Here is a 21,843-nt window from a genome sequence, read left to right as displayed (position 1 = left end):
TATGTTTGATGTAGGTTTTTGGGAAATACTCGTAATTGGCGTTTTAGCTTTGGTTGTACTTGGACCAGAACGTTTGCCGGGTGCATTAAGAAGTACGATAAAAGCGATACGCACTGTTAAAAACACCGCAAATGGCTTTAAAAACGAAGTAGAGCGTCAGTTGCGTGTACATGAACTTCATGAAAACTTAAAGCAAGCCGAAGAAAAAAGCTTAGAAGACCTTTCCCCAGATTTAAAACGCAGTGTCGAAGAACTCAAAGAAGCGGCCGAATCGGTGACCCAACCCTATAAAAAAGAAAATGATGTCTGACTCTCAATCGTTAATTTCTCATTTGATTGATTTACGCAATAGTATGCTAAAAGGTATTGGGTGTATTCTTGTTATTTTTTGTGGCTTAGCTTTTTTTGCTCAAGATTTGTATCAGTGGCTGGCCGAGCCTCTTTTGGCATCACTGCCTGAAAATGCGACCATGATAGCAACTGATGTTGCTTCGCCGTTTTTTGCGCCATTTAAATTAACGTTGGTGGTTTCGTTTTTTGTCGCAATTCCTTATGTGCTTTACCAGGTGTGGAGTTTTGTTGCTCCGGGCCTTTATAAAAATGAGAAAAGACTCATTGCTCCTCTGATGTTTTCGAGTACGTTATTGTTTTATGCAGGTGTCGCATTTGCGTATTTTGTGGTTTTCCCATTAGCTTTTACTTTTTTCGCAAATGTTGCTCCTGAAGGAGTGGTGATGAATACGGATATCAATAGTTATTTGAGTTTCGTATTAAAAATATTTTTTGCATTTGGGCTGTCATTTGAAATTCCAGTAGCGATTATATTGCTTTGCTGGACTGGTGTAACGTCGGCTGAAAGCCTCAGAACTAAAAGGCCCTATGTTATTGTAGGCGCATTCATTATGGGTATGTTGCTTACACCGCCAGATGTGATTTCTCAAATATTACTAGCTATACCCATGTGGATACTGTTTGAAGTGGGGATTGTGATTGGTAGTATGTATGCTAGTCGAAATCAATCATCAGATAATTCAGAACAAAAAATAGGATAATTTAAGTTATGTTACGAATTTCATTGCGTTTAATAATTCAAGCAGCGTTATGCCTTTGCCTTGTTTCCTTTACGTCGCAGGCCAAAACACTTTCTAAAGCAATTGAAGATTGCACTGACGTCGATAACAGCTTAAAGCGTTTAGTCTGCTTTGATAACGTTGCCAAGACATTGAATGGTTATTCTGAGAAAAATCAAGAATTACCAGTAGTGACAGTAAAAGCAGCGCCTTCATCAGTCGCTACTGTGAAAAAAGAAAACACCAAACAAGCGCCTCAAAAACGTACCAAAAATGATGAAGTAGAAAATTTTGGTAAACCAAAGCCTAGCGTAACAAGTTCGTACATTGATGGCGATGCCTTAATAGGCAAAGTCTCCGCAGTTAAAAAACTGGGCAATAAAAAAGTGATTGTAACATTGGATGATGGGCAAGAATGGTTACAAACAAGTTCTGAAAAAGTGGGTCAACCTAAAACAGGCGATACTGTGGTTATTACAAATGGCGCATTAAGCTCGTTTTTCATGAAAGTTGAGGGCAGTAAGCGACGTATCAGGGTAAAGCGGATTAACTAATGCCTTGGTTTGATGCTGGGGTTAATTTACTTGATGCGCGTTTTGATGCTGCTGAGGTAATTCAGAATGCCAAAAACGCGGATGTACAAAAACTGTGTGTGATCACTACGTCTCCAGACGAATGGGATACTGCAGCAAAGTTATATGAAAGCTACCCCGAATCTATCGTTTATACACTAGGCATTCACCCCCACTATGCAAAAGATGTCTCAGACGTCGATCTGAGTCGGCTGGAAACTCTAGTCCATAAGCCTGGTGTTGTTGCGATTGGAGAGTGTGGGTTAGATTTTAATCGAAATTTTTCACCTCCAGAAATACAAATAAAAGTTTTTGAAGCACAATTAGCAATAGCTAAAAAGCAGAATAAGCCGGTCTATTTGCATGAAAGATATGCATTTGAAGAGCAAATTTCGAGTATCAAACAGGTTTTTGACACTGCGAATATTCGCGGCCTTGCCCATTGCTTTACTGGTAGTGCAGAGCAAATGAATACCTATTTAAATTTAGGTTTATACATTGGGATTACAGGTTGGTTATGTGATCCGAAGCGCGGTAATGATTTGAGGGAAAGTATTATTCATTTACCCTTAGACAGATTGATTTTTGAAACAGATTCCCCTTATCTTTTTCCCAAAAATGTGAGGCCGAGAAAACGAATAAATGAGCCTAGCTTACTTCCTAATATTGCTGAAGTATTCGCAGAAATTACCCAGCAAAATATCTCCATGTTGCAACAAATCAGCTACACTAATTGTAATCATGTTTTTGAGATCTAATTAGCTTAATGCAGTTTCCCGTCGTTCGAGAAAAGATACGTCAAAAGTGGATTATATTTGCTGCTGTATTCGTACTTTCTATTTATTTATTATTCACGTTCGCTTTAACTAGCCTTCCTGTTGAATCTTATAATGTCGACTCTGTGTATATTTTACATGGGGAGTCGGAGAGTCTGGGGATTGATGACGTGCGTCAAGTACCAAGTCAGTCTTGGGCTATGGTTGCTACCCCAGTGAACCTAGGTATGAATCAAGGCACTTATTGGTTAAAGTTCCACATCCCCGAGAATTCCAGTGACGACGATGATCGTTTATTTGAGATTACTTACCCGTTATTAGATAAAGTCGACATATGGCTCTATTCATCAGCTGAAAGTGATGTGAGTTTAGATGTGCTTTCGTTTGGAGATAGTTACCCTTTTGACTCTCGTTTGTTTGACTACGAATCCTTTATTGTTGATTTTTCAAAGTACGCAACTTCACCTCGCTTTGGTATTATGCGAGTGCATGCATCCGGAAGCATGAAAGTGCCTATGCGCCTGTGGCAGCCAAAAGAATTCATCGAATTTTCATCTCATCACCATCTGGTTGTAGGGTGTTTGTTTGGCTTTCTTGTAGCTATGGCATTGAGTAATCTCTTTTTCTTTGTCACAACAAATAGTGTTAGTTTTATTTTTTATACTGGACATGTCCTTTGTTTTTCTTTGGTTTGTGCTGCTTTGTTTGGTTTTGGTTACGAATACATTTGGCCAAATCAAGTGTGGCTTCAGGAAAGAGCAATAGGTATCTTTTCAAGTGGAGCTATGCTGTTTGCAATGCTCTTCTCTAACGTTTTGTTAGATCTAAAAAATCACAGTGCACACCTATCTGCTATTGCTAAAGGGATGGGAGCGGCCTTTTTTGTCAATATACTGCTGTCTTTCTTTCTACCTTTAAATTTATTAATGTCTATTTTTTTCTTAGTTTTAGTTTTGTCTGTTTTTTTCATACTTTCTGTTTGTATTTGGTTATCGTGGAAAAAAGTGGTGGTAGCGCGTTATTATTCTATCGCTTGGCTATTGCTTCTTATTAGTGGTGTGGGAGCGATTTTCGAAAATATAGGCATTTTAAATTTACCTGGGGGAATTAGTGGACTCTTATTATTTGGTATTTCAGGTGAAACTTTTTTCTTGGCATTTGTTTTAGCACTTAGTTATCGCAGCCAACGACAAGCATTAGATGAATCACGAAAAATGGCGCTTCGAGTGGGTAAGGAGTCAGCCGATGCCAAAGATAAGCTTATTGCTTTAGAGCAAAAAGCGAAAGATGACCTCGAATACAAGGTACAAGAGCGCACATTAGAGCTGGAAATTACATTGAGAGAGTTATCAGAAGCCAACAGCGAATTAGAGCAGCTGAATACCATTGACCCTCTCACTAGTATTCGCAATAGGCGTTATTTTGATAAGCGTATTGTGGCAGAAGGTAGGCGAAGCCGTCGGGAACAAACAACCTTGTGTTTAGTCATGTTAGATATCGATTTTTTCAAGCGCATAAACGATGAATACGGTCATGATGTGGGTGACGAATGCCTTAAACACGTTTCTACTTTAGCTAAGAGCTTTATAAAGCGGCCCAGTGATGACATTTGCCGTTATGGGGGGGAGGAGTTTGCGTTTATTCTGCCTCAAACTCCTGAAGAAGGAGCGAAAAAATTTGTTAACTCTATTCGAGAGAAAATTGAAGCTACACCCTATAACGATGGCAATACTTGTGTCGCTATGACCATAAGTGCAGGCGTGGCATCAGGTGTTGTAAACCATGAAGATGGTGAAAAAGATATATTGAAATTAGCCGATAGAGCTTTGTATTTAGCGAAAGAAAGTGGCCGTAATCAAATTTGTACTGCGGCCGATTTGGAGAAGTAAATGTACACATCGAGTGATTTTCCGTTTCAGCGACCGAGGAGATTGAGAAAATCTTCCGCAATATTAAATATGGTCACTGAAAATACCCTTTCGCCTTCAGACCTAATTTATCCTATGTTTGTATTACCAGGTCAAAATACATCGGAAAGTATCGATTCTATGCCTGGGGTGTCTCGTTTATCACAAGATTTGTTGCTCAGAGAAGTTGAATCCTGTATTGACTTAGGTATCCCGTCTATCGCTTTGTTTCCCGTAACTCCTCTCGAGTGTAAATCTTTACATGCAGAAGAAGCATTTAACTCTGAAGGCATAGCACAAAAAGCGGTAAGGGCGATAAAAGCGGAATTTGGCAATGATGTTGCAGTAATTACTGATGTTGCATTAGACCCTTTCACTGTTCACGGACAAGACGGTATTATTGATGAATCTGGCTATGTACTGAACGACCAAACTATTGATGTATTGGTCAAGCAGGCACTATCTCATGCAGAAGCTGGAGCCGATATTGTCGCACCGTCAGATATGATGGATGGACGTATTGGTGAAATTCGCCGTGAACTCGAAAATGCAGGGCATGAGTTAACCTGTATTATGGCTTATTCAGCGAAATATGCGTCTAGTTACTACGGACCTTTTAGAGATGCGGTGGGATCTGCCGGTAATATTAAAGGCGGAAAGAAAACCACATACCAAATGAATCCGGCAAATACAGATGAAGCCTTAACTGAAATTGCGCTAGATATAAAAGAAGGCGCAGATATGGTTATGGTAAAACCGGGTATGCCCTATTTGGATGTAGTTCACAGGTGTAAGCAATCCTTTGGCGTGCCTACATTTGCGTATCAAGTTAGCGGTGAATACGCAATGCATTGCGCTGCGTTTGAAAATGGCTGGCTCAATCGCAATGAGGTCATATTGGAATCGTTACTCGCCTTTAAACGTGCCGGAGCAGATGGAATATTGACGTATTTTGCCAAAGAAGCTGCATTACTAATGAAAAAGAAGGGCTAAATTAACTTTAAAGGCCAGCCTACTTTATGTTGTAACCAGGTTTCGTTGGTCAGCTCCGCTTTTATAAGTGGATGCTCTCGTAACCAGTTTTTAGGAAATGTTAAAGTCCATTCGTGCTCTTTGATGCCGAGTGTAATCTCCGGTAAATCAGGAGAGTTGCGGCGTATACACAAAACTGTGGATAGTCGTAGAATGCGAACTAACCCCAGTAACATCGGTTTGATATCTTCGTGGTAATTGTCGAATATGGATAAATCGAGCTTGCCTCTGTGGCTACGAACTAGATCTCTAATCGCGGATTTTTGAAGCTTTGTAAAGCCAGGTAAGTTGATATAGTCGAGAATATAGGCGCCATGCTTGTGGTATCGCTTATATTCAATGTGGAGTCCAATTTCGTGCAATAGTGCTGAAGCACCAAGTACAGCTTTGGTATCTAAATGACAGACATTCGATTGAGCACATAATTGTTTGCAAAAGGCTAATGATATGGTTTTAACCGCTTTAGCGTGATTCTTTTCAATGTGATAACGGTTCATTGCCACATTTAAGGTTTGGCTCTGGCGGTCGCTATCGTTGACGTTATCGAGCATTCCGTAAATCAAGCCTTCCCTAAGTGCTCCTCCTGAAATATTCATTTCTTTGATTTGGAGACATTCGAAAAGGCCAATTAATATAGCTAGACCGCTAGGAAAAATAGCTTTTCGAGATTCTTCTAAGCCGGTTACATCTAATGCGTCAATATGTGCACACGCAATACACTCTTGTTCTAGTTTATATAAATAATCCAATCGAATGGCATCGCTAATGCCTCTAGATACCAATATTTCGGTTATCGCTTGAGGTGTGCCTGAGGCACCCAAACAATAAGACCAGTCAAAGCACAGAATAGACTGAGACACGCCTGAGATAAGAGATTTTGCGTGGCGTTTTGCCTGCTCAAAATTAGCTGCGGTGATAGTGCCATTTAGAAAGAAGCGATCCATTACGGTCACGCAACCCATATCAAGGCTACGCAGGTATATTGGGTGCATATCGTTACCGAGAATGATTTCAGTACTTGCACCGCCGATATCTATGACTAGCATGTTGCCTTGGTTGGCAGAGGTATAGGCGACACCTAAATAAATTTGTCGGGCTTCTTCTTCCCCACTAATGACTCTGAGTTTATGGTTTAAGATCGTTTCTGCTCGATCAATGAAGGTCCCAGCATTCCTAGCTAATCGCAAAGTGGCAGTTGCTACGACTTTTATATTTGAAGAAGGGATATCTTGTAGCCTTTCTGAAAAGGTTTCTAAGCAGCTTAATCCTCTGCTCATGCTTTCTTCCGATAAAACCATTTCATTATCTAAGCCTGATGCTAAACGGACTTTTTGTTTTATCTTGCTAACAATTTGTACGTTGCCACTGACAACGTGTACTACCACCATATGGAAGCTATTAGAGCCCAAATCTACCGCAGCGAAATACTCACCGTTGCGGTAGTGTTCAGAAAGAGAAGGAGCGTTTTTCATCATCTATTGGGTTTGTGTTTCGGTCTTCTATTCCCAGAACGCGTATTGTTTCCTGGGCGGTTACCATTATTCCGTCGACGTTGCACAGGCTTAGGAGCTTTTATGTCTTCTAATAAAGAATCAGACTCATAATCGGTCACAGGGATGACATGTTGGATGTACGTCTCTATTTGAGGTAAATTCATCGCATATCTTTCACAGGCAAAACTAATAGCATGGCCGCTTTGTCCCGCACGACCTGTTCGTCCAATTCTGTGAACATAGTCTTCTGCATCGTCAGGTAAATCATAGTTGAATACGTGAGTTACAGCATCAATATGCAAACCTCGCGCTGCAACGTCAGTTGCAACGAGTATATCAAGTTGGCCTTTGGTGAAGTCTTCTAATATACCTAAACGTTTATTTTGAGGCACGTCACCACTGAGCATCCCAACGCGGTGGCCATCAGCTTTCAACCAAGCTTCTACGGTTTCACAGCCGTATTTTGTATTGGCGAAAACGATGGCTTTTTCAGGCCATTCTTCTTCCAATAAGGTCAGTAACAGACGCATTTTGTCTTTGTCTGAGGGATAGAATAACTCTTCTACAACACGGCTTGCTGTACGTTGTTTAGGCTCTATTTGTACATGAGTTGGGTTATCCATGTGCTCGTAGGCCAATTCTTGTACGCGATAACTTAAAGTTGCAGAAAATAACATGCTGAGCCGTTTGTCCGCAGGAGGCATACGATTAAACAAAAAGCGTATATCCTTGATAAAACCTAAATCGAACATGCGATCGGCTTCATCTAGAACAGCAACTTGAATGTTTTTTAAAGAAAACACGTTTTGTTTATAGTAGTCGAGGATGCGACCAGTTGTACCAATAATAATATCAACACCTTGTTCTAAGGTTTCACGTTGACTTTGGTATCCTTCGCCCCCATAGATTAAACCTAAGGTTAATCCAGTGTGTTTACTTAGCAGTGCAGCATCGTTGTAAATTTGTACTGCAAGTTCCCGAGTAGGTGCCATAATTATGGCTCTAGGGTCGTTGGATTTACCTTCTGAAGGCGTTTTTAACAAGTGATGAAAGGTCGCAACAAGAAAAGCAATAGTTTTGCCTGTTCCTGTTTGCGCTTGACCCGCAATGTCTAAACCTTCTAATAAAGGTGGCAGACTCATCGCTTGAATTGGCGTGCAGTTATTAAAATTAGCTGCGTCGAGGGCTTTGACTACATCGTTGTGTAACGGTAAGTCAGAAAAATGGGTTTCAGTTAAGTGAGTAGTTTGCATAGCTTATAGCTTTCTGTACTTGCATAAATAACGGTTTCTATATAACACTATAGGTAAAGCTGAATAAATCAGCGTCAGTACCTTATCGGAGAAAAGAATGAGCGACAAAATTATCCAGTTATCTGATGATAAATTCGAGGCGGATGTTATCAATGCAAATGGTCCTGTGCTGGTTGACTTCTGGGCGGAATGGTGTGGCCCATGTAAGATGATTGCCCCAATCTTGGAAGAGATTGCAAGCGACTATGATGGAAAGTTAACAGTTGGGAAGTTGAATGTCGATGAAAATAACGAAACTCCACCAAAATATGGTATTCGAGGTATCCCTACTTTGTTGCTATTTAAAGATGGAAACGTTGTTGCGACTAAGGTTGGCGCCTTGTCTAAGAGTCAACTAGAAGACTTTCTAAACGAAAATATTTAATTATTCTTTGTTTATTAATTTTTTTAAAAAGTCGGCTTCAAATGCCGACTTTTTTATTTATTTAAAAATATGCGTGATTTTTATGCGCTAAAGCTGGACGTAACCAGTATATGGTGCTAACTTTCTATCTGGTTACTACCTGAACCACCATGCTAGTCCGAAAAGGACTTTCAGCGAGCAATCCCTAAAATAAATAGCATTAATTTAATCAACAACATGTACGTTCCTATGTGAACTAAGCACAAAGACCCACCGATATGAATTTAACCGAATTGAAGAACAAGCCGATCAGTGAACTCGTTGCATTGGCAGAAGAAATGGGCCTCGAAAATATGGCCCGTGCACGCAAACAAGATATTATCTTTTCTATTTTAAAATCTCATGCTAAAAGTGGCGAAGATATCTTCGGCGATGGCGTGCTAGAAATTCTCCAAGATGGCTTTGGTTTTTTACGATCAGCTGACTCGTCGTATTTAGCTGGTCCTGATGATATCTATGTTTCTCCTAGCCAAATTCGCCGATTTAACTTGCGAACAGGCGACACTATTGCGGGAAAAATTCGCCCGCCAAAAGACAGTGAACGTTATTTTGCGTTATTAAAAATCCGCGAAGTGAATTTTGATAAACCAGAAAATTCACGTAATAAAATTTTATTTGAAAACCTTACACCGTTACATGCCAATGAAAGAATGCGCATGGAACGAGGTAATGGTTCTTCAGAAGATATTACCGCACGTGTTCTAGACTTAGCATCACCTATTGGTAAAGGCCAACGTGGCTTAATCGTTGCTCCGCCAAAGGCCGGTAAAACACTACTACTACAGAATATTGCACAATCAATCGCTGCGAATCACCCAGATTGTGAGTTGATGGTATTGCTAATTGACGAGCGTCCGGAAGAAGTAACAGAAATGCACCGCCTTGTAAGAGGTGAAGTTGTTGCGTCGACCTTTGATGAACCAGCGAGTCGTCACGTACAAGTTGCTGAAATGGTAATTGAAAAAGCGAAACGTCTTGTTGAGCACAAAAAAGACGTTGTTATATTACTTGATTCAATTACTCGTTTAGCCCGTGCATACAACACAGTTATTCCTTCATCGGGTAAGGTGTTAACTGGTGGTGTAGACGCAAACGCTTTGCATAAGCCGAAACGCTTTTTTGGTGCGGCGAGAAATGTTGAAGAAGGCGGTAGCTTAACTATTATTGCAACTGCGCTTATTGATACTGGCTCTAAAATGGATGAAGTTATTTACGAAGAGTTCAAAGGCACAGGTAATATGGAATTGCACTTGAATCGTAAAATAGCGGAAAAACGCGTATTCCCAGCGATAGACTTTAATCGCTCAGGTACGCGAAGAGAAGAGCTATTAGCTGCAAAAGACGAGCTACAGAAAATGTGGATTTTGCGCAAAATTGTCCATGAAATGTCTGAAATTGACGCCATTGAATTCCTGATTAATAAATTGTCGATGACAAAAACCAATGATGAATTCTTTAGCGCAATGAGACGCCAAAAAAGCTAACTCTAATTATAAAAGGTGATTCATGAAATTAAAATTACTGGCTCTATCGTTATTGATCCCGACGCTGTCCCATGGGGGAACTGTGTCGCCGTCTGTTGTTGATAAAATGGCAGATGAGATCGAACCTCATGTCATTGCGTTACGCCATCATTTTCATGAATTTCCTGAGTTATCTAACCGCGAATTTGATACGGCTAAACGGGTTGCACAAGAGCTAAGAAAATTAGGCCTTGAGGTGCAAACCGGCGTTGCTAAAACAGGGGTTGTTGCTATTTTGGATAGTGGTAGACCGGGTCCTGTTGTTGCGCTTCGTGCGGATATGGACGCTTTACCAGTTAAAGAAATTCTTGATTTGCCTTTTAAATCTGAAGTCGTCGGTGAATACAACGGGCAACCTGTGCCTGTTATGCATGCTTGTGGTCATGATACCCATATGGCTATGCTATTGGGCGCAGCTAAAATTCTGACTGATTTGAAAGACCAGCTTCACGGTAAAGTGAAGTTTATCTTTCAACCTGCTGAAGAGGGGGCGCCTGCAGGTGAAGTTGGCGGTGCAGAAGTCATGGTACAAGAAGGCGTGTTAGATAACCCTTCTGTTGATGTGATTTTTGGTTTACATATTAGCTCGAATGCTGATGTGGGTACAGTGAGATACCGCCCAGGTGGCATGATGGCTGCTGTTGACCCATTCAAAATTGAAATTGAAGGTAAACAAGCCCACGGCGCTTACCCATGGAAAAGCGTCGACCCAATTACAACGTCAGCGCAAATGGTTATGGCTTTACAAACGATTGTTAGCCGAGAAGTACGCCTTATCGACGATGCGGCAGTGGTGACAATCGGGTCTATTCATGGTGGTAATCGCTCTAATATCATTCCAGAAAAAGTTGAATTAGTCGGAACTATTCGCACTTTGAATAAACAAGCTAGAGACCTTATGTATGAAGCTGTGCCTCGAAAAGTTCAAGGCATTGCTGACAGTATGGGAGCTGAAGCTACATTAACTTTACCTTTAGATTATAGCTACCCTGTTACTTTCAATGATCCAGATTTGACTGCAGCTATGGTTCCAACCTTAGAAAGAACCGCTGGCGCAAAGAACGCAATCATCGCGAAGCCAGCCACAGGTGCAGAAGATTTTTCATTTTTCCAAGAAAAAGTACCAGGCCTATATATGTGGGTTGGAGGAAAACCTTTAGATGTTGCTGAAGTGGATTCACCCGCTCATCACACCCCTGAGTTTTTTGTCGATGATAGTGGTATGAAGCTGGGTGTTAAGCTACTAACAAATTTAACTCTCGACTACATGGATGCAAATCAGTAACTAGGTTTATTGGGTTGAATAAGGTAAACTTCTGCGCCTTATTTGCTCATTCAATAAACTGAAGGTTACATACTATGGCAAAAGTCGCCATCGTGATGGGGTCAACGTCTGATTGGCCCACTATGGAACAAGCGGCAATAATGTTAGAAACGCTAGGCGTTGACTACGACGCTTCTGTGGTTTCTGCTCATCGAACGCCAGCACTACTTACTGATTTTGCAACGTCGGCTCATGAGAATGGCTATGATGTTATTATTGCAGGTGCCGGTGGAGCAGCTCATTTACCGGGAATGATAGCTGCTCATACACATCTACCTGTATTTGGTTGCCCTATTAAATCGAAAGCGTTAAGCGGTGTTGATTCTCTTTACTCAATTGTGCAAATGCCTAAAGGGGTTGCTGTTGGTACGTTAGCCATAGGTGAAGCGGGTGCTGCTAATGCTGGCTTGCTTGCAGCGCAGGTGATTGCTCTTCACGACGACAATGTCAGAGAGAAAATTATTCAGTTCCGTGAAAACCAAACTCAAGCAGTACTAGATAACGCAACTTTGGAGCGTAGTTAATGCAAGTGTTGGTGTATGGAGCAGGTCAACTTGCTCGTATGATGTATTTAGCGGGTGCGCCGTTAGGCACTGAAGTGTGGGCTGTGGACGTTGCAAATGAAACTGTGGTTCACCCTGTATCTAAAGTCATCAGTGACCGCACTTTAGCCCAAGCTATAGATACTGCCGATGTGTTAACTGTTGAATTTGAACATGTGCCAGAACATTTACTCGCTGAAGCAGATAAAACCGGTAAGTTATACCCTTCTATGGAAGCCATTTTGGTAGGTGCTGACCGCGTAAAAGAAAAAAATTTATTAACGTCACTTAATATACCTAACTGCCCGTACAAGGTTGTAACTGACCTAAATGAATTAGATGACTGCGTCGCTGAGCTTGGCGAGAGCTTGATAATCAAGGCAAGTCGAGATGGCTACGATGGTTATGGTCAGTGGCGTATGAAAAGTGCGACTGAACTTGATAGCTTAAAGCAAGCACTTGCAAATCTTGATTTGAATACAGTGCCCTTAGTTGTTGAGCAGTGCCTGGAGTTTGATCGAGAGCTATCTATTATTGGTGCTCGAAATCAAGATGGGCAAACCGTCATATACCCATTAGCTCAAAATCGTCACCACGAAGGTCAGCTGCATGTGTCAATCGCACCAGCGCCTCGTATGTCTGATGCACTTCAAGCCCAAGCAGACAAAATATTTGAAACATTGGCTAATGGTTTACAATATACCGGCGTGTTAGCTGTTGAATTGTTTCAAGTAGGCAATGAATTATTAGTCAATGAAATAGCCCCTCGAGTACATAATTCAGGACACTGGACGTTACACGGTGCCGATACTGACCAATTTGACAACCACTTACGAGCGATTCTTGGCCTTGCTCTTGGTAGCACCAGACCATTGGGTGTTTCAGCTATGGTGAATATTATAGGTTGTAGTAGTTTCTCGAGAGACTTATTGAGCTTACCTGGTTGCCATATGCATTGGTACGGTAAATCGGTAAGAGAGAAGCGGAAAATGGGACACATTAATGTGTTAGCTGAAAGCACCTTAGCTCTAGGTTCAACATTAGAAAAATTGTCGCAGTTTTTGCCATTAGAACATTTTCCTGTACTACTATCAGAAGCTGAAGATATTTAAAACTATGATGTCTTTGATTTTCCCGCATGCTTAGTGTGTATGGGCTAAGAAAGTGGTTTCAGTTATAAAAAATATAAATTTAGGAGCAAGGTATGTCTCAGATCGATATTGGAATAACGCTAGCAGATAGAGAAGCTGTTGCACATGGGTTAAAAAAGCTACTCGCAGATTCATACACTTTGTATCTTCAAACCCATAATTTTCATTGGAATGTGGAAGGTCCGCAATTCCGTGAACTGCATTTGATGTTTGAAGAACACTATACTGAACTTTCCACAGCGGTAGATGAAATTGCTGAGCGTATTCGTACTTTAGGCGTTGCAGCTCCGGGTACTTATAAGTCTTTTGCAGAATTAAGTTCTATTAAAGAAGTTGAAGGTGTTCCGACGGCTTCTGAAATGGTGGCATTGTTAAACTCTGCTCATGAGCAAGTGGTTAAAACTTGCCGTGAAGTATTGAAAGTAGCACAAGACGCCGACGATGAATCTACTGCCGCTGTGGTCTCTGATCGTATGCGTGTGCATGAAAAAACGGCGTGGATGTTAAGAGCGTCATTGCCTAAAGCATAAAAGAAATTTATCTAGTTCTATTGAACGCATATTAAAAAGCCGCTCTACGCATTTGCGTTAGGCGGCTTTCTTCATTCATTCAGTCACTCACTTTTCTTCGGTTTTATACTTATCAAACCACGCAATAATATTTCCTACCTTTTGCATTAGTCGGGTAGGGCGCGAGGCAATACCATGAGATGCTCCGGGTAATCTAACCATAGCTGACTCTATTCCGTTAAGCTTTAGCGCTTGATAATACTGTTCAGTTTCACTAATAGGCGTCCTGTAATCTGATTCACCGGTTAATAGCATTGTCGGCGTAGACACATTACCTACCAGTGACAATGGTGAATGTTGCCACAATGTTTCGTGGTTATTCCACGGCATTTTTTCCATCCAATACTGGGTGAAATAAGGGTAAGCGTCTGCTGTTAGCGAGAAGCTAATCCAATTGATTACTGGCTTGGCGACAACCGCAGCTTTAAATCGGTTTGTTTTACCTATGCTCCAAGCGGTTAAGGTTCCGCCACCAGAACCACCGGTAATAAAGAGATTTTCTTTGTCCACATAAGACGCCGCTGCTGCAACATCAACCACGTCCATCAAATCGTTATAATCTTTAGACGGATAATCATGGTGGATTAAATTTCCGAACTCACTTCCGTACGAGGAGCTACCTCTTGGGTTTGACCATACAACGACATAGCCTTTGGCCGCCATCAATTGTATTTCCATAGCAAATTGAGGGCCGTAAGCAGCATGGGGGCCACCGTGAATTTCTAAAATCAGTGGGTAGGTTTTATTGGGATCGAAATTAGGTGGTGTTGCTACCCACGCATCGATAGTAATTCCGTCAATTGAAGATGTAACAGCTAAGGGTTGCACGTCGGCCAATGTTCTTTGAGTTAGCCAATCGCGGTTCATGTTGGTTATAGGAGAAACTTTGTTATTTGCGTTCAACAACTCTAGTTCAGCAGGGCGTTGACTGGAGCTACTAGTAAACGCGATATCACCTTTATTAGAAACAGTAAATTCACCTGAAGTATATGGGCGGCCTAACGATTGCCCACCTAATTCAACGGGAAGGCCAATAATATCACCGTCTAATTTCGCTTTAGCTAAGCGTGTTTTACCTGCGTCTAAATAAGACATAACAAGGTGCTTGCTGTCAGGTGACCAAGCCAAATCTTGAATACTGCGATCTAAAGCGACGGAAAGCTTACGCTCTTTCCCATTTTTTAGTGAATGAATAACAAGTTCAGGGAATTGGTAAGATAGTTTTTGATCTTCAATATACAAATAAGCCAACCATTTTCCATCGGGACTGATATGGGGCGATACTTCACTGCCGAGTTGTTCCGTGACTTGTTTAAATTCTGCTGTTTGAACATCGTAGCTAACAATGTCGTCGCCGAAGGGGACAAGTTCAGGCTCTTCAGCTAAGTTTGCCGAAGTAAATAATGTGGTTCCGTCATTGGAAAACTCGATAGAACCAGAATGAGGAACACCTTCTTTGCCTAATTGCTTCGCAATTCCACCTTCAGCACTTATTAGAAATACGCTGGTATAACCTGGTTTTGTATAACCACCGCCATCAGCACGATATTGTATATGGTCGATAACTTTTGCGGTATCTGCCCATTTAGCGCCTTTAGGTGCCGCTGGCATGCCTTTAAAAAAGCTAGGCGTAGCGTGTTCTACACGCATAAAAAACGCGAGAGACTCGCCTGAAGGTGACCAGGTTATACCAAACGGGCTTTTTTCTAGCTGGGTCAACTGTACTGTTTTGTTTTCAGCAAGGTAATGCATGAACAATTGAGGGCCACTGCTTGACCGTGCTGTATACGCAATGCGATCGCCCTGAGGAGATACACGATAAGAGATGAGTCCTGCAACATCGGCTAGTACAGGAGTATTGTTGTGTTTTTCAAGTGAATGTTTCCAAACTTGGCTTACACTGGAGTCGGTCATTTTGTCCATACTGCGTTTTACGTAGTATAGCGTGTCGCCATTATTGCTAAATTGAGGTGACGCAGGGTATTCCAATGCAAATACGTCACTGTAATCCACAGCTGGTTTGTTATCTGCAAACGTATAGCAGGATACTAAACTCACTAGTAAACTAGAGAGCAACGAGGGCTTAAATCGACTTGATTTCATTATGGTGCCTTTTTATAAACTAATTTTACCAATCAAAATATCTTTGAACATGACCCAATCACCAAGGAGGCTATAAAAAGGGTGCTTAAAGGTGGCCGGTTTGTTGTGCTCAAAGAAAAAATGTCCCACCCACGCAAAACCATACCCTGCTATTGGAAGTGCCCATAAGGCCAGCCAAGTTTGGGTAATAATCGCAAATGCGGCAATTGCTATAACTAAAAGTGAACCAGCAAAATGAAGACGTCTACAGATGGGGTTTGTATGCTCTGCTAAATAATAAGGATAAAAAGCTTGGAAGGATTCAAAACGCTGCATAGTTTTCATTTTTGTTGATACACAATTGCCCAGATTAACAAATACAAAATTTTACGCAAACCTATTACTTCTCGAAGTAATAGTCTTGTAAATCTCTCAATACACCCTATATATACACAGGAAATAGCAATTAAATGAGAACATTATGGAACAGTTAACAGGCCCTACTATTGTCGATATTACACTAGACAATTTCCAAAGCGTTATCCTTGAAGCGTCAATGGAAAAGTTGGTCATGGTGGACTTTTGGGCCGATTGGTGCGCACCGTGTAAAGACTTGTTTCCTATTTTAGAAAAACTTGCTGGTGACTATGCTGAACATATGATTTTGGCAAAAGTGAACTGCGAGGAGCAACAGCAAATTGCTGCACAATTTGGGGTACAAAATTTACCAACCGTTATTTTAGTTCAGCAAGGGCAACCTGTAGATGGTTTTGCTGGTGTTCAAACGGAAAGCACAATTCGAGAATTGTTACAGAAGTATTTACCTAGTCCTGAAGATGCCTTTATTGCCCAAGCGCAAGAATTTATTGCTCAAGGAGATTATCAAAGTGCATTTGCGCCTGCAAAACAAGCGTTAGACGCCAATAATGATAATATTGATGCACGATACTTGTTCATTGATTGTGCCATCGAAAATGGCTCTATTGAGCAAGCAAAAGGCTTGCTAGGCGAAATTAAATTGGTAGACCAAGATGGTCGCTATCAAGCTTTGTTAGGTAAAATTGAATTGGCTGAGCAAGCTGCAGAAACACCAGAAATTAAAGCGTTACAGCAGTTAGTTGAAAATGAACCTGACAATGACCAAGTAAAAATTGATTTAGCCATACAATTACAGCAAGCAAATAAACCGGAAGATGCACTGAATCTTTTACTTGCGGTATTGCGCAAAGATCTCAATTTTGGCGATGGGAAAAAAATAATGTTAGACATGCTGAATGCGCTCCCGGATGGAGAGCCATTGAAATCAGCATATCGACGTAAACTTTACTCTCTTTTGTACTAAGAGATAACTAAATTGCGGGTGTAATTCTGTTCAAATTTTTGTAGAATCCACGCCTAATTTTTTATCAGCTTTAGACTATGGCTAAGAATGTTGTTGTGCTCGGTACCCAATGGGGTGACGAGGGTAAAGGTAAGGTTGTCGATTTACTTACAGATCGCGCCAAATACGTAGTGCGTTATCAAGGTGGTCACAATGCGGGACACACGTTAGTTATTGATGGCGAAAAAACAGTACTCCACCTCATTCCATCAGGCATATTACGCGATAACGTTACCTGTATTATAGGTAACGGTGTTGTGCTTAGCCCTGAAGCGCTTATGAAAGAAACCGCAATGCTTGAAGAGCGCGGGGTTCCAGTAAAAGAGCGTTTAAAAATCAGTGAAGCATGCCCCCTTATTTTGCCTTATCACATTGCATTAGACGTCGCCCGTGAAAAAGCCAGAGGCAGTAAAGCTATCGGGACTACGGGTCGAGGCATTGGTCCTGCGTATGAAGATAAAGTGGCTAGACGCGGCGTACGAGTGGGTGATCTGTTTGATCCTGAAAGCTTCGCGTTGAAGTTAAAAGAAGTTATGGAAGTACATAATTTCACGTTAACTGAGTACTACAAAGAAGAGGCCGTGGATTACGACAAAACACTGGCTGATGCGCTTGCTATTGCTGATACATTGAAAGCTATGGTTGTTGATGTAACCGATGAATTGGATAAAGCCAATCAAGCAGGTCAACAAATCATGTTTGAAGGTGCACAAGGTACTTTACTTGATATCGATCACGGAACCTATCCTTATGTTACCTCATCAAATACTACCGTAGGTGGTGTTGCTACAGGTGCTGGTTTTGGCCCAATGCACTTAGATTACGTGCTGGGTATAGTGAAAGCGTATACTACTCGCGTAGGATCGGGCCCATTCCCAACTGAACTAGACGACGAAGTCGGTCAGCACTTAGGGGTAAAAGGCCATGAATTTGGCGCGACGACGGGTAGAAAACGTCGTACAGGTTGGTTTGATGCGGTTGCGATGAAACGCGCGGTACAAATTAATTCTATTACCGGCTTCTGCCTGACTAAACTAGACGTATTAGACGGTCTTGAAACTATCAAAATATGTGTTGGTTATAAGCATAAATGTGGTGAAATCAAAGATGTGCCGCCTATGGCTGCAGAAGGGTATGATGAAGTTACACCGGTTTACGAAGAAATGCCGGGTTGGTCTGCCACTACATTTGGTGTTCAAGATTACGACAAGCTTCCAGTCGAAGCGCAAAACTATATTCGTCGTCTTGAAGCAATCACGGGTGTTCCAGTTGATATCGTTTCAACAGGACCAGACCGTGTAGAAACCATTGTACTAAGACACCCTTACGACGCGTAAGGGGTTTTCTACTTAGTCGGATTCAGGTATGGTGCTGCTATTCTGTATCTGGTCCGACGCTATAATATGCATACTTTAGAAGACATCGAGTCTACTCTTCTTTCCTTAAAAAATACATTTGCAACAGGTAAAACCAAAGCATACCAATGGCGTATTGAACAGCTTAATGGGTTAATGCGTTTATGCGAAGTTCACGAAAAAGACATTTGTGAAGCCTTGAGCCTCGACTTGCGTAAGTGTTACACCGAAGCCTATCTCCAAGAAGTGGGCTATGTAAAAGCCGATATTAAACACACCCAAAAAAAGCTTAAAAAGTGGATGAAACCACGGCGAGTTAGCACACCGTTATTGGCCTTTCCCGCAAAAAGCTTTCATCAGCCAGAGCCTTTAGGCGTGGTGTTTATTATGGGGGCGTGGAATTTTCCATTTCAACTCGTACTTGCGCCTTTAGTTGCCGCGATTGGCGCAGGGAATTGTGCTGTAATGAAGCCCTCAGAGCTGACACCACACACATCTAAACTCATCGCCAAGTTGGTCCCTCAGTATCTTGATAGCGACGCTTTCGCTGTAGTGGAAGGTGGAAAAGAGGTGAGCACCGATTTATTGAAGCAGCGCTTTGATCACATCTTTTATACCGGTGGAGAGGTTGTTGGGAAAATTGTTATGAAAGCGGCTTCTCAATATTTAACGCCTGTGACGTTAGAATTGGGTGGAAAAAGCCCCTGCATTGTTGATAAAGAGTGTAATTTACTTGTGGCGGCACGGCGTATTGTGTGGGGCAAGTGGAGCAATGCCGGGCAAATTTGCATTGCGCCAGATTATTTATTAGTACACGAAGACATTAAGAATGAATTTGTTGATACGTTAAAGCAAGTCTTATTAGAGCAGTTTGGCGATGACCCAAGTCAAAGTAAAGACTATGGGCGTATTATTAACGACGCACATTTTAAACGTCTTTTAGCTTATATCGAAACTAGTCAGTGTGATGTTATTGGCGGTAAACATGATACAGATAGCAGATTTATAGAGCCTACTTTGTTAGTAGAACCAAAAAATAGTGCCTTAGTGATGCAAGAAGAAATCTTCGGGCCAATTTTACCTGTTATCAGCTTTTCAGATCACCAAGACGCCTTGGATAAAATTAATCAAGGTGAGAAGCCTTTGGCGCTGTATTTGTTTACAGGAAATGATGACGTACAACAGCGATATTTGCTCAACACCAGTAGTGGCAATGTATGCATTAACGATACTATGATATTTATGTCAAATTCAAATTTAGCGTTTGGTGGTGTGGGTAATAGCGGTATGGGTCGTTACCACGGGCAGTCGGGTTTTGATTTGCTTAGCAATGTGAAAGCCGTGATGATAAGGCCTTTTATCTTAGATGTGTTTATTCGTTACGCACCGTTTAATAAATTCAAACTGACATTACTTAAATTTTTACAGTGAGGTAAATAGGGTGAGCCCTTTTCATCTAGCAATTCCAGTGACATCATTATCTGATGCCGATGGTTTTTATGGAACAATTTTAGGCTGTGAAAAAGGGCGCAGTGATGCGTGCTGGATAGACTAGAATTTAAAGCCTTTCGAAATAAGGATGATATTTTTGCGACTTAAGCACTTCGTTAAGCTTGTTCTAACTGGTTTCGCCTTTGTTATCGCCACTAGGTTTGTTTTCGCTGAAGAAGAGTTAACGTTAAGTTTATCAAAGGAACAGCTTCAACGTATTGGTGAGAAAATTTATCTTAATGAAACTGGTGGTAATGACGAACACCTTGTTGCTTGGAACCAAGGTGAAGCTTTTGCAAGTTTAGGTATAGGTCACTTTATTTGGTTTCCGGCAGATTTAGAGAGCCCTTTTACTGAGTCCTTTCCTTCGTTACTGGCTTTTTTGCAACGAAGTGGTATTGATTTGCCCTTAGGGTTAACACCACACACTGATGCTTACTGGCAATCGAAAGCTGATTTCGATGGCGCCAAAAGAAGAAAACACACTCAATCATTAAAAGCGTTTTTAAAAAGTACATCAGGTTTACAGGTACAATTCATTGTTCAGCGTTTGGAGAAAGCATTACCATCAATGCTGGAAGTAGAGCCCATCGATGATGAAAAAATAAGGATCAGTCAAAGCTTTCACCGTCTGTTAAAAACGGAATTGGGGGTGTATGCATTAATCGACTATGTGAACTTTAAAGGTGAAGGAACATCACTCACAGAGAGATACAATGATTTGGGCTGGGGATTATTGCAAGTATTAAAAAAAATGCCAGATGACCCACAGAATATTCATCACGCTTTTAGCCAATCCTGTAAGCAGGTGCTTACTTTTAGAGTTGACAATTCACCTCAGCCAGATGTCGAAATACGCTGGTTAAAAGGATGGTTAAAACGCTGCGATACCTACCAGCAGCCACTCAATTAGCTTCGTTTATCGCATTGCGTAAATACCCTTTTTGAGCACAGAGCAATGTTTTAGCTTCAGTTACATCTAAACCCGTTAATACTATTAAAATGGCTAACTTAGCTTGGTTGTTCGATTGTTGTAATGCGTGTTGAGCAATGTCTTTGGTACATTCAGTGGCTTGCATGACAATGCGAACGGCCCTTGCTTCCAATTTGGCATTGGTGGCGTTAACGTCGACCATCAGGTTGCCATAGGTTTTACCCAGTTTCACCATGGTTGCTGTACTGAGCATGTTCAAAATAAGTTTTTGAGCTGTGCCTGCCTTCATTCTAGTTGAGCCAGTGAGTACTTCGGGCCCCACATCGGCAAGAATGGCTATATCTGCTGCCATTAATAATTGAGAATTTTGATTACAGCTGATACCCGCAGTTTTACAGCCTAGCGATTGCGCATAATGTAATGCACCTAATACATAGGGTGTGCGACCACTTGCAGCAATCCCTACGAGGGTATCTTTTGCACTAAGCGATAGAGCTTTTAAATCAGTTATACCTTGCTCTGTATTGTCTTCTGCACCTTCTACAGCGTGTTGAATTGCAGTGTTACCTCCGGCTATTACACCTACAACAAGGTTATCAGGGACACTAAAAGTGGGACGGCATTCTGCAGCATCAAGTATTCCTAAGCGGCCACTGGTTCCAGCGCCAATATAAATCAGTCTTCCACCCTGCTGAATTGATTTTACGGCTTCGTCTACACATGCGGCAATGGAAGGTAAAACTTGGCTGATTGCAGGTGCGACCTTGTGATCTTCTCGGTTGATTAAGGCAACGAGATCAAGGGTTGTGAGTATGTCCAACTCGTTGCTTTCAGGATTTACTTGCTCTGAAGACATAGCTTGTAATTCATTAATAATATTATCAACAGTGAGAGAGTCAGAAGGTGAGGACATAAATCAACGACA

Annotated in this window: 21 protein-coding genes and 1 pseudogene; 17 read left to right on the top strand and 5 right to left on the bottom strand. The window is 41.4% G+C overall.

Annotated features, from left to right (window positions below; genetic code table 11):
• Position 1 precedes the first annotated feature (1 nt).
• From tatB to hemB, 6 genes are read left to right on the top strand one after another with little or no spacing between them, the layout of a single operon-like run.
• On the top strand, positions 2-310 hold the full coding sequence (gene tatB / locus J3L16_RS02740; protein WP_207611354.1) for a Sec-independent protein translocase protein TatB: 309 nt from the start codon (positions 2-4) through the stop codon (positions 308-310).
• A complete protein-coding gene (gene tatC, locus J3L16_RS02735; RefSeq protein WP_207611353.1) occupies positions 303-1,052 on the top strand; it encodes a twin-arginine translocase subunit TatC in 750 nt (249 codons plus the stop codon). Before tatB ends, tatC begins: the two co-directional genes overlap by 8 nt.
• An 8-nt stretch (positions 1,053-1,060) precedes the next feature.
• Positions 1,061-1,624, top strand: coding sequence for a hypothetical protein (locus J3L16_RS02730; RefSeq protein ID WP_207611352.1), 564 nt, complete (start codon positions 1,061-1,063; stop codon positions 1,622-1,624).
• Positions 1,624-2,400 carry a TatD family hydrolase gene (locus tag J3L16_RS02725; protein WP_207611351.1) on the top strand — a complete coding sequence of 259 codons (777 nt, stop codon included), beginning with the start codon at positions 1,624-1,626 and terminating at the stop codon, positions 2,398-2,400. Before J3L16_RS02730 ends, J3L16_RS02725 begins: the two co-directional genes overlap by 1 nt.
• Positions 2,401-2,408: 8 nt before the next feature.
• Positions 2,409-4,307, top strand: coding sequence for a diguanylate cyclase (locus tag J3L16_RS02720; RefSeq protein WP_207611350.1), 1,899 nt, complete (start codon positions 2,409-2,411; stop codon positions 4,305-4,307).
• Positions 4,308-5,318: a porphobilinogen synthase gene (hemB, locus tag J3L16_RS02715; protein WP_207611349.1), complete on the top strand. Its 1,011-nt coding sequence runs from the start codon at positions 4,308-4,310 to the stop codon at positions 5,316-5,318.
• Here hemB and J3L16_RS02710 read toward each other — a convergent pair.
• Both J3L16_RS02710 and rhlB read right to left on the bottom strand, forming a co-directional pair.
• Entirely contained in the window at positions 5,315-6,829 is a 1,515-nt protein-coding gene (locus J3L16_RS02710; RefSeq protein WP_207611348.1) for a guanosine-5'-triphosphate,3'-diphosphate pyrophosphatase, read from the bottom strand. The two genes, hemB and J3L16_RS02710, sit on opposite strands and share 4 nt — an antisense overlap.
• Entirely contained in the window at positions 6,829-8,103 is a 1,275-nt protein-coding gene (gene rhlB, locus J3L16_RS02705) for an ATP-dependent RNA helicase RhlB (RefSeq protein ID WP_207611347.1), read from the bottom strand. The genes J3L16_RS02710 and rhlB overlap by 1 nt, the downstream gene beginning before the upstream one ends.
• Positions 8,104-8,200: 97 nt before the next feature.
• Between rhlB and trxA (J3L16_RS02700) the strand changes: the two genes are divergently transcribed.
• From trxA (J3L16_RS02700) to J3L16_RS02675, 6 genes are all read left to right on the top strand, one after another.
• Entirely contained in the window at positions 8,201-8,527 is a 327-nt protein-coding gene (gene trxA / locus J3L16_RS02700; protein WP_207611346.1) for a thioredoxin TrxA, read from the top strand.
• A gap of 257 nt (positions 8,528-8,784) precedes the next feature.
• Complete coding sequence (gene rho, locus J3L16_RS02695) at positions 8,785-10,050, top strand: transcription termination factor Rho (RefSeq protein WP_207611345.1); 1,266 nt, start codon at positions 8,785-8,787, stop codon at positions 10,048-10,050.
• A gap of 106 nt (positions 10,051-10,156) precedes the next feature.
• Positions 10,157-11,374 carry an amidohydrolase gene (locus J3L16_RS02690; protein ID WP_242698635.1) on the top strand — a complete coding sequence of 406 codons (1,218 nt, stop codon included), beginning with the start codon at positions 10,157-10,159 and terminating at the stop codon, positions 11,372-11,374.
• Between the two features lie 74 nt (positions 11,375-11,448).
• A complete protein-coding gene (gene purE / locus J3L16_RS02685) occupies positions 11,449-11,937 on the top strand; it encodes a 5-(carboxyamino)imidazole ribonucleotide mutase (RefSeq protein WP_207611343.1) in 489 nt (162 codons plus the stop codon).
• On the top strand, positions 11,937-13,067 hold the full coding sequence (locus J3L16_RS02680) for a 5-(carboxyamino)imidazole ribonucleotide synthase (protein WP_207611342.1): 1,131 nt from the start codon (positions 11,937-11,939) through the stop codon (positions 13,065-13,067). The genes purE and J3L16_RS02680 overlap by 1 nt, the downstream gene beginning before the upstream one ends.
• Positions 13,068-13,159: 92 nt before the next feature.
• Positions 13,160-13,636, top strand: coding sequence for a Dps family protein (locus J3L16_RS02675; protein WP_207611341.1), 477 nt, complete (start codon positions 13,160-13,162; stop codon positions 13,634-13,636).
• Positions 13,637-13,723: 87 nt separating this feature from the next.
• Here J3L16_RS02675 and J3L16_RS02670 read toward each other — a convergent pair whose 3' ends face one another.
• Both J3L16_RS02670 and J3L16_RS02665 read right to left on the bottom strand, forming a co-directional pair.
• On the bottom strand, positions 13,724-15,778 hold the full coding sequence (locus J3L16_RS02670) for a S9 family peptidase (RefSeq protein WP_207611340.1): 2,055 nt from the start codon (positions 15,776-15,778) through the stop codon (positions 13,724-13,726).
• A gap of 12 nt (positions 15,779-15,790) precedes the next feature.
• Positions 15,791-16,102, bottom strand: coding sequence for a DUF962 domain-containing protein (locus tag J3L16_RS02665; protein WP_207611339.1), 312 nt, complete (start codon positions 16,100-16,102; stop codon positions 15,791-15,793).
• Positions 16,103-16,238: 136 nt separating this feature from the next.
• Here J3L16_RS02665 and trxA (J3L16_RS02660) point away from each other — a divergent pair, with 136 nt between their 5' ends.
• From trxA (J3L16_RS02660) to J3L16_RS02640, 5 genes and pseudogenes are all read left to right on the top strand, one after another.
• Entirely contained in the window at positions 16,239-17,099 is an 861-nt protein-coding gene (gene trxA, locus J3L16_RS02660; protein ID WP_207611338.1) for a thioredoxin, read from the top strand.
• Positions 17,100-17,176: 77 nt separating this feature from the next.
• The gene (locus J3L16_RS02655) at positions 17,177-18,475 is read left to right on the top strand and encodes an adenylosuccinate synthase (protein WP_207611337.1); all 1,299 of its coding nucleotides are present in this window, start codon (positions 17,177-17,179) and stop codon (positions 18,473-18,475) included.
• Positions 18,476-18,541: 66 nt separating this feature from the next.
• Complete coding sequence (locus tag J3L16_RS02650) at positions 18,542-19,924, top strand: aldehyde dehydrogenase family protein (protein ID WP_207611336.1); 1,383 nt, start codon at positions 18,542-18,544, stop codon at positions 19,922-19,924.
• 10 nt (positions 19,925-19,934) lie between these two features.
• A pseudogene (locus J3L16_RS02645) lies at positions 19,935-20,045 on the top strand (glyoxalase); the annotation flags it as partial.
• Between the two features lie 36 nt (positions 20,046-20,081).
• Entirely contained in the window at positions 20,082-20,897 is an 816-nt protein-coding gene (locus J3L16_RS02640; protein ID WP_207611335.1) for a hypothetical protein, read from the top strand.
• Here J3L16_RS02640 and murQ read toward each other — a convergent pair.
• Positions 20,890-21,831: an N-acetylmuramic acid 6-phosphate etherase gene (gene murQ / locus J3L16_RS02635; protein WP_207611334.1), complete on the bottom strand. Its 942-nt coding sequence runs from the start codon at positions 21,829-21,831 to the stop codon at positions 20,890-20,892. The genes J3L16_RS02640 and murQ overlap by 8 nt on opposite strands.
• Positions 21,832-21,843 lie beyond the last annotated feature (12 nt).

Source organism: Alteromonas sp. 5E99-2, from assembly GCF_017368475.1.
Lineage (GTDB): Bacteria > Pseudomonadota > Gammaproteobacteria > Enterobacterales > Alteromonadaceae > Alteromonas_F.
Note: the sequence above shows the minus strand (reverse complement) of the source record. Positions and strands in the feature narration are given on the sequence as shown.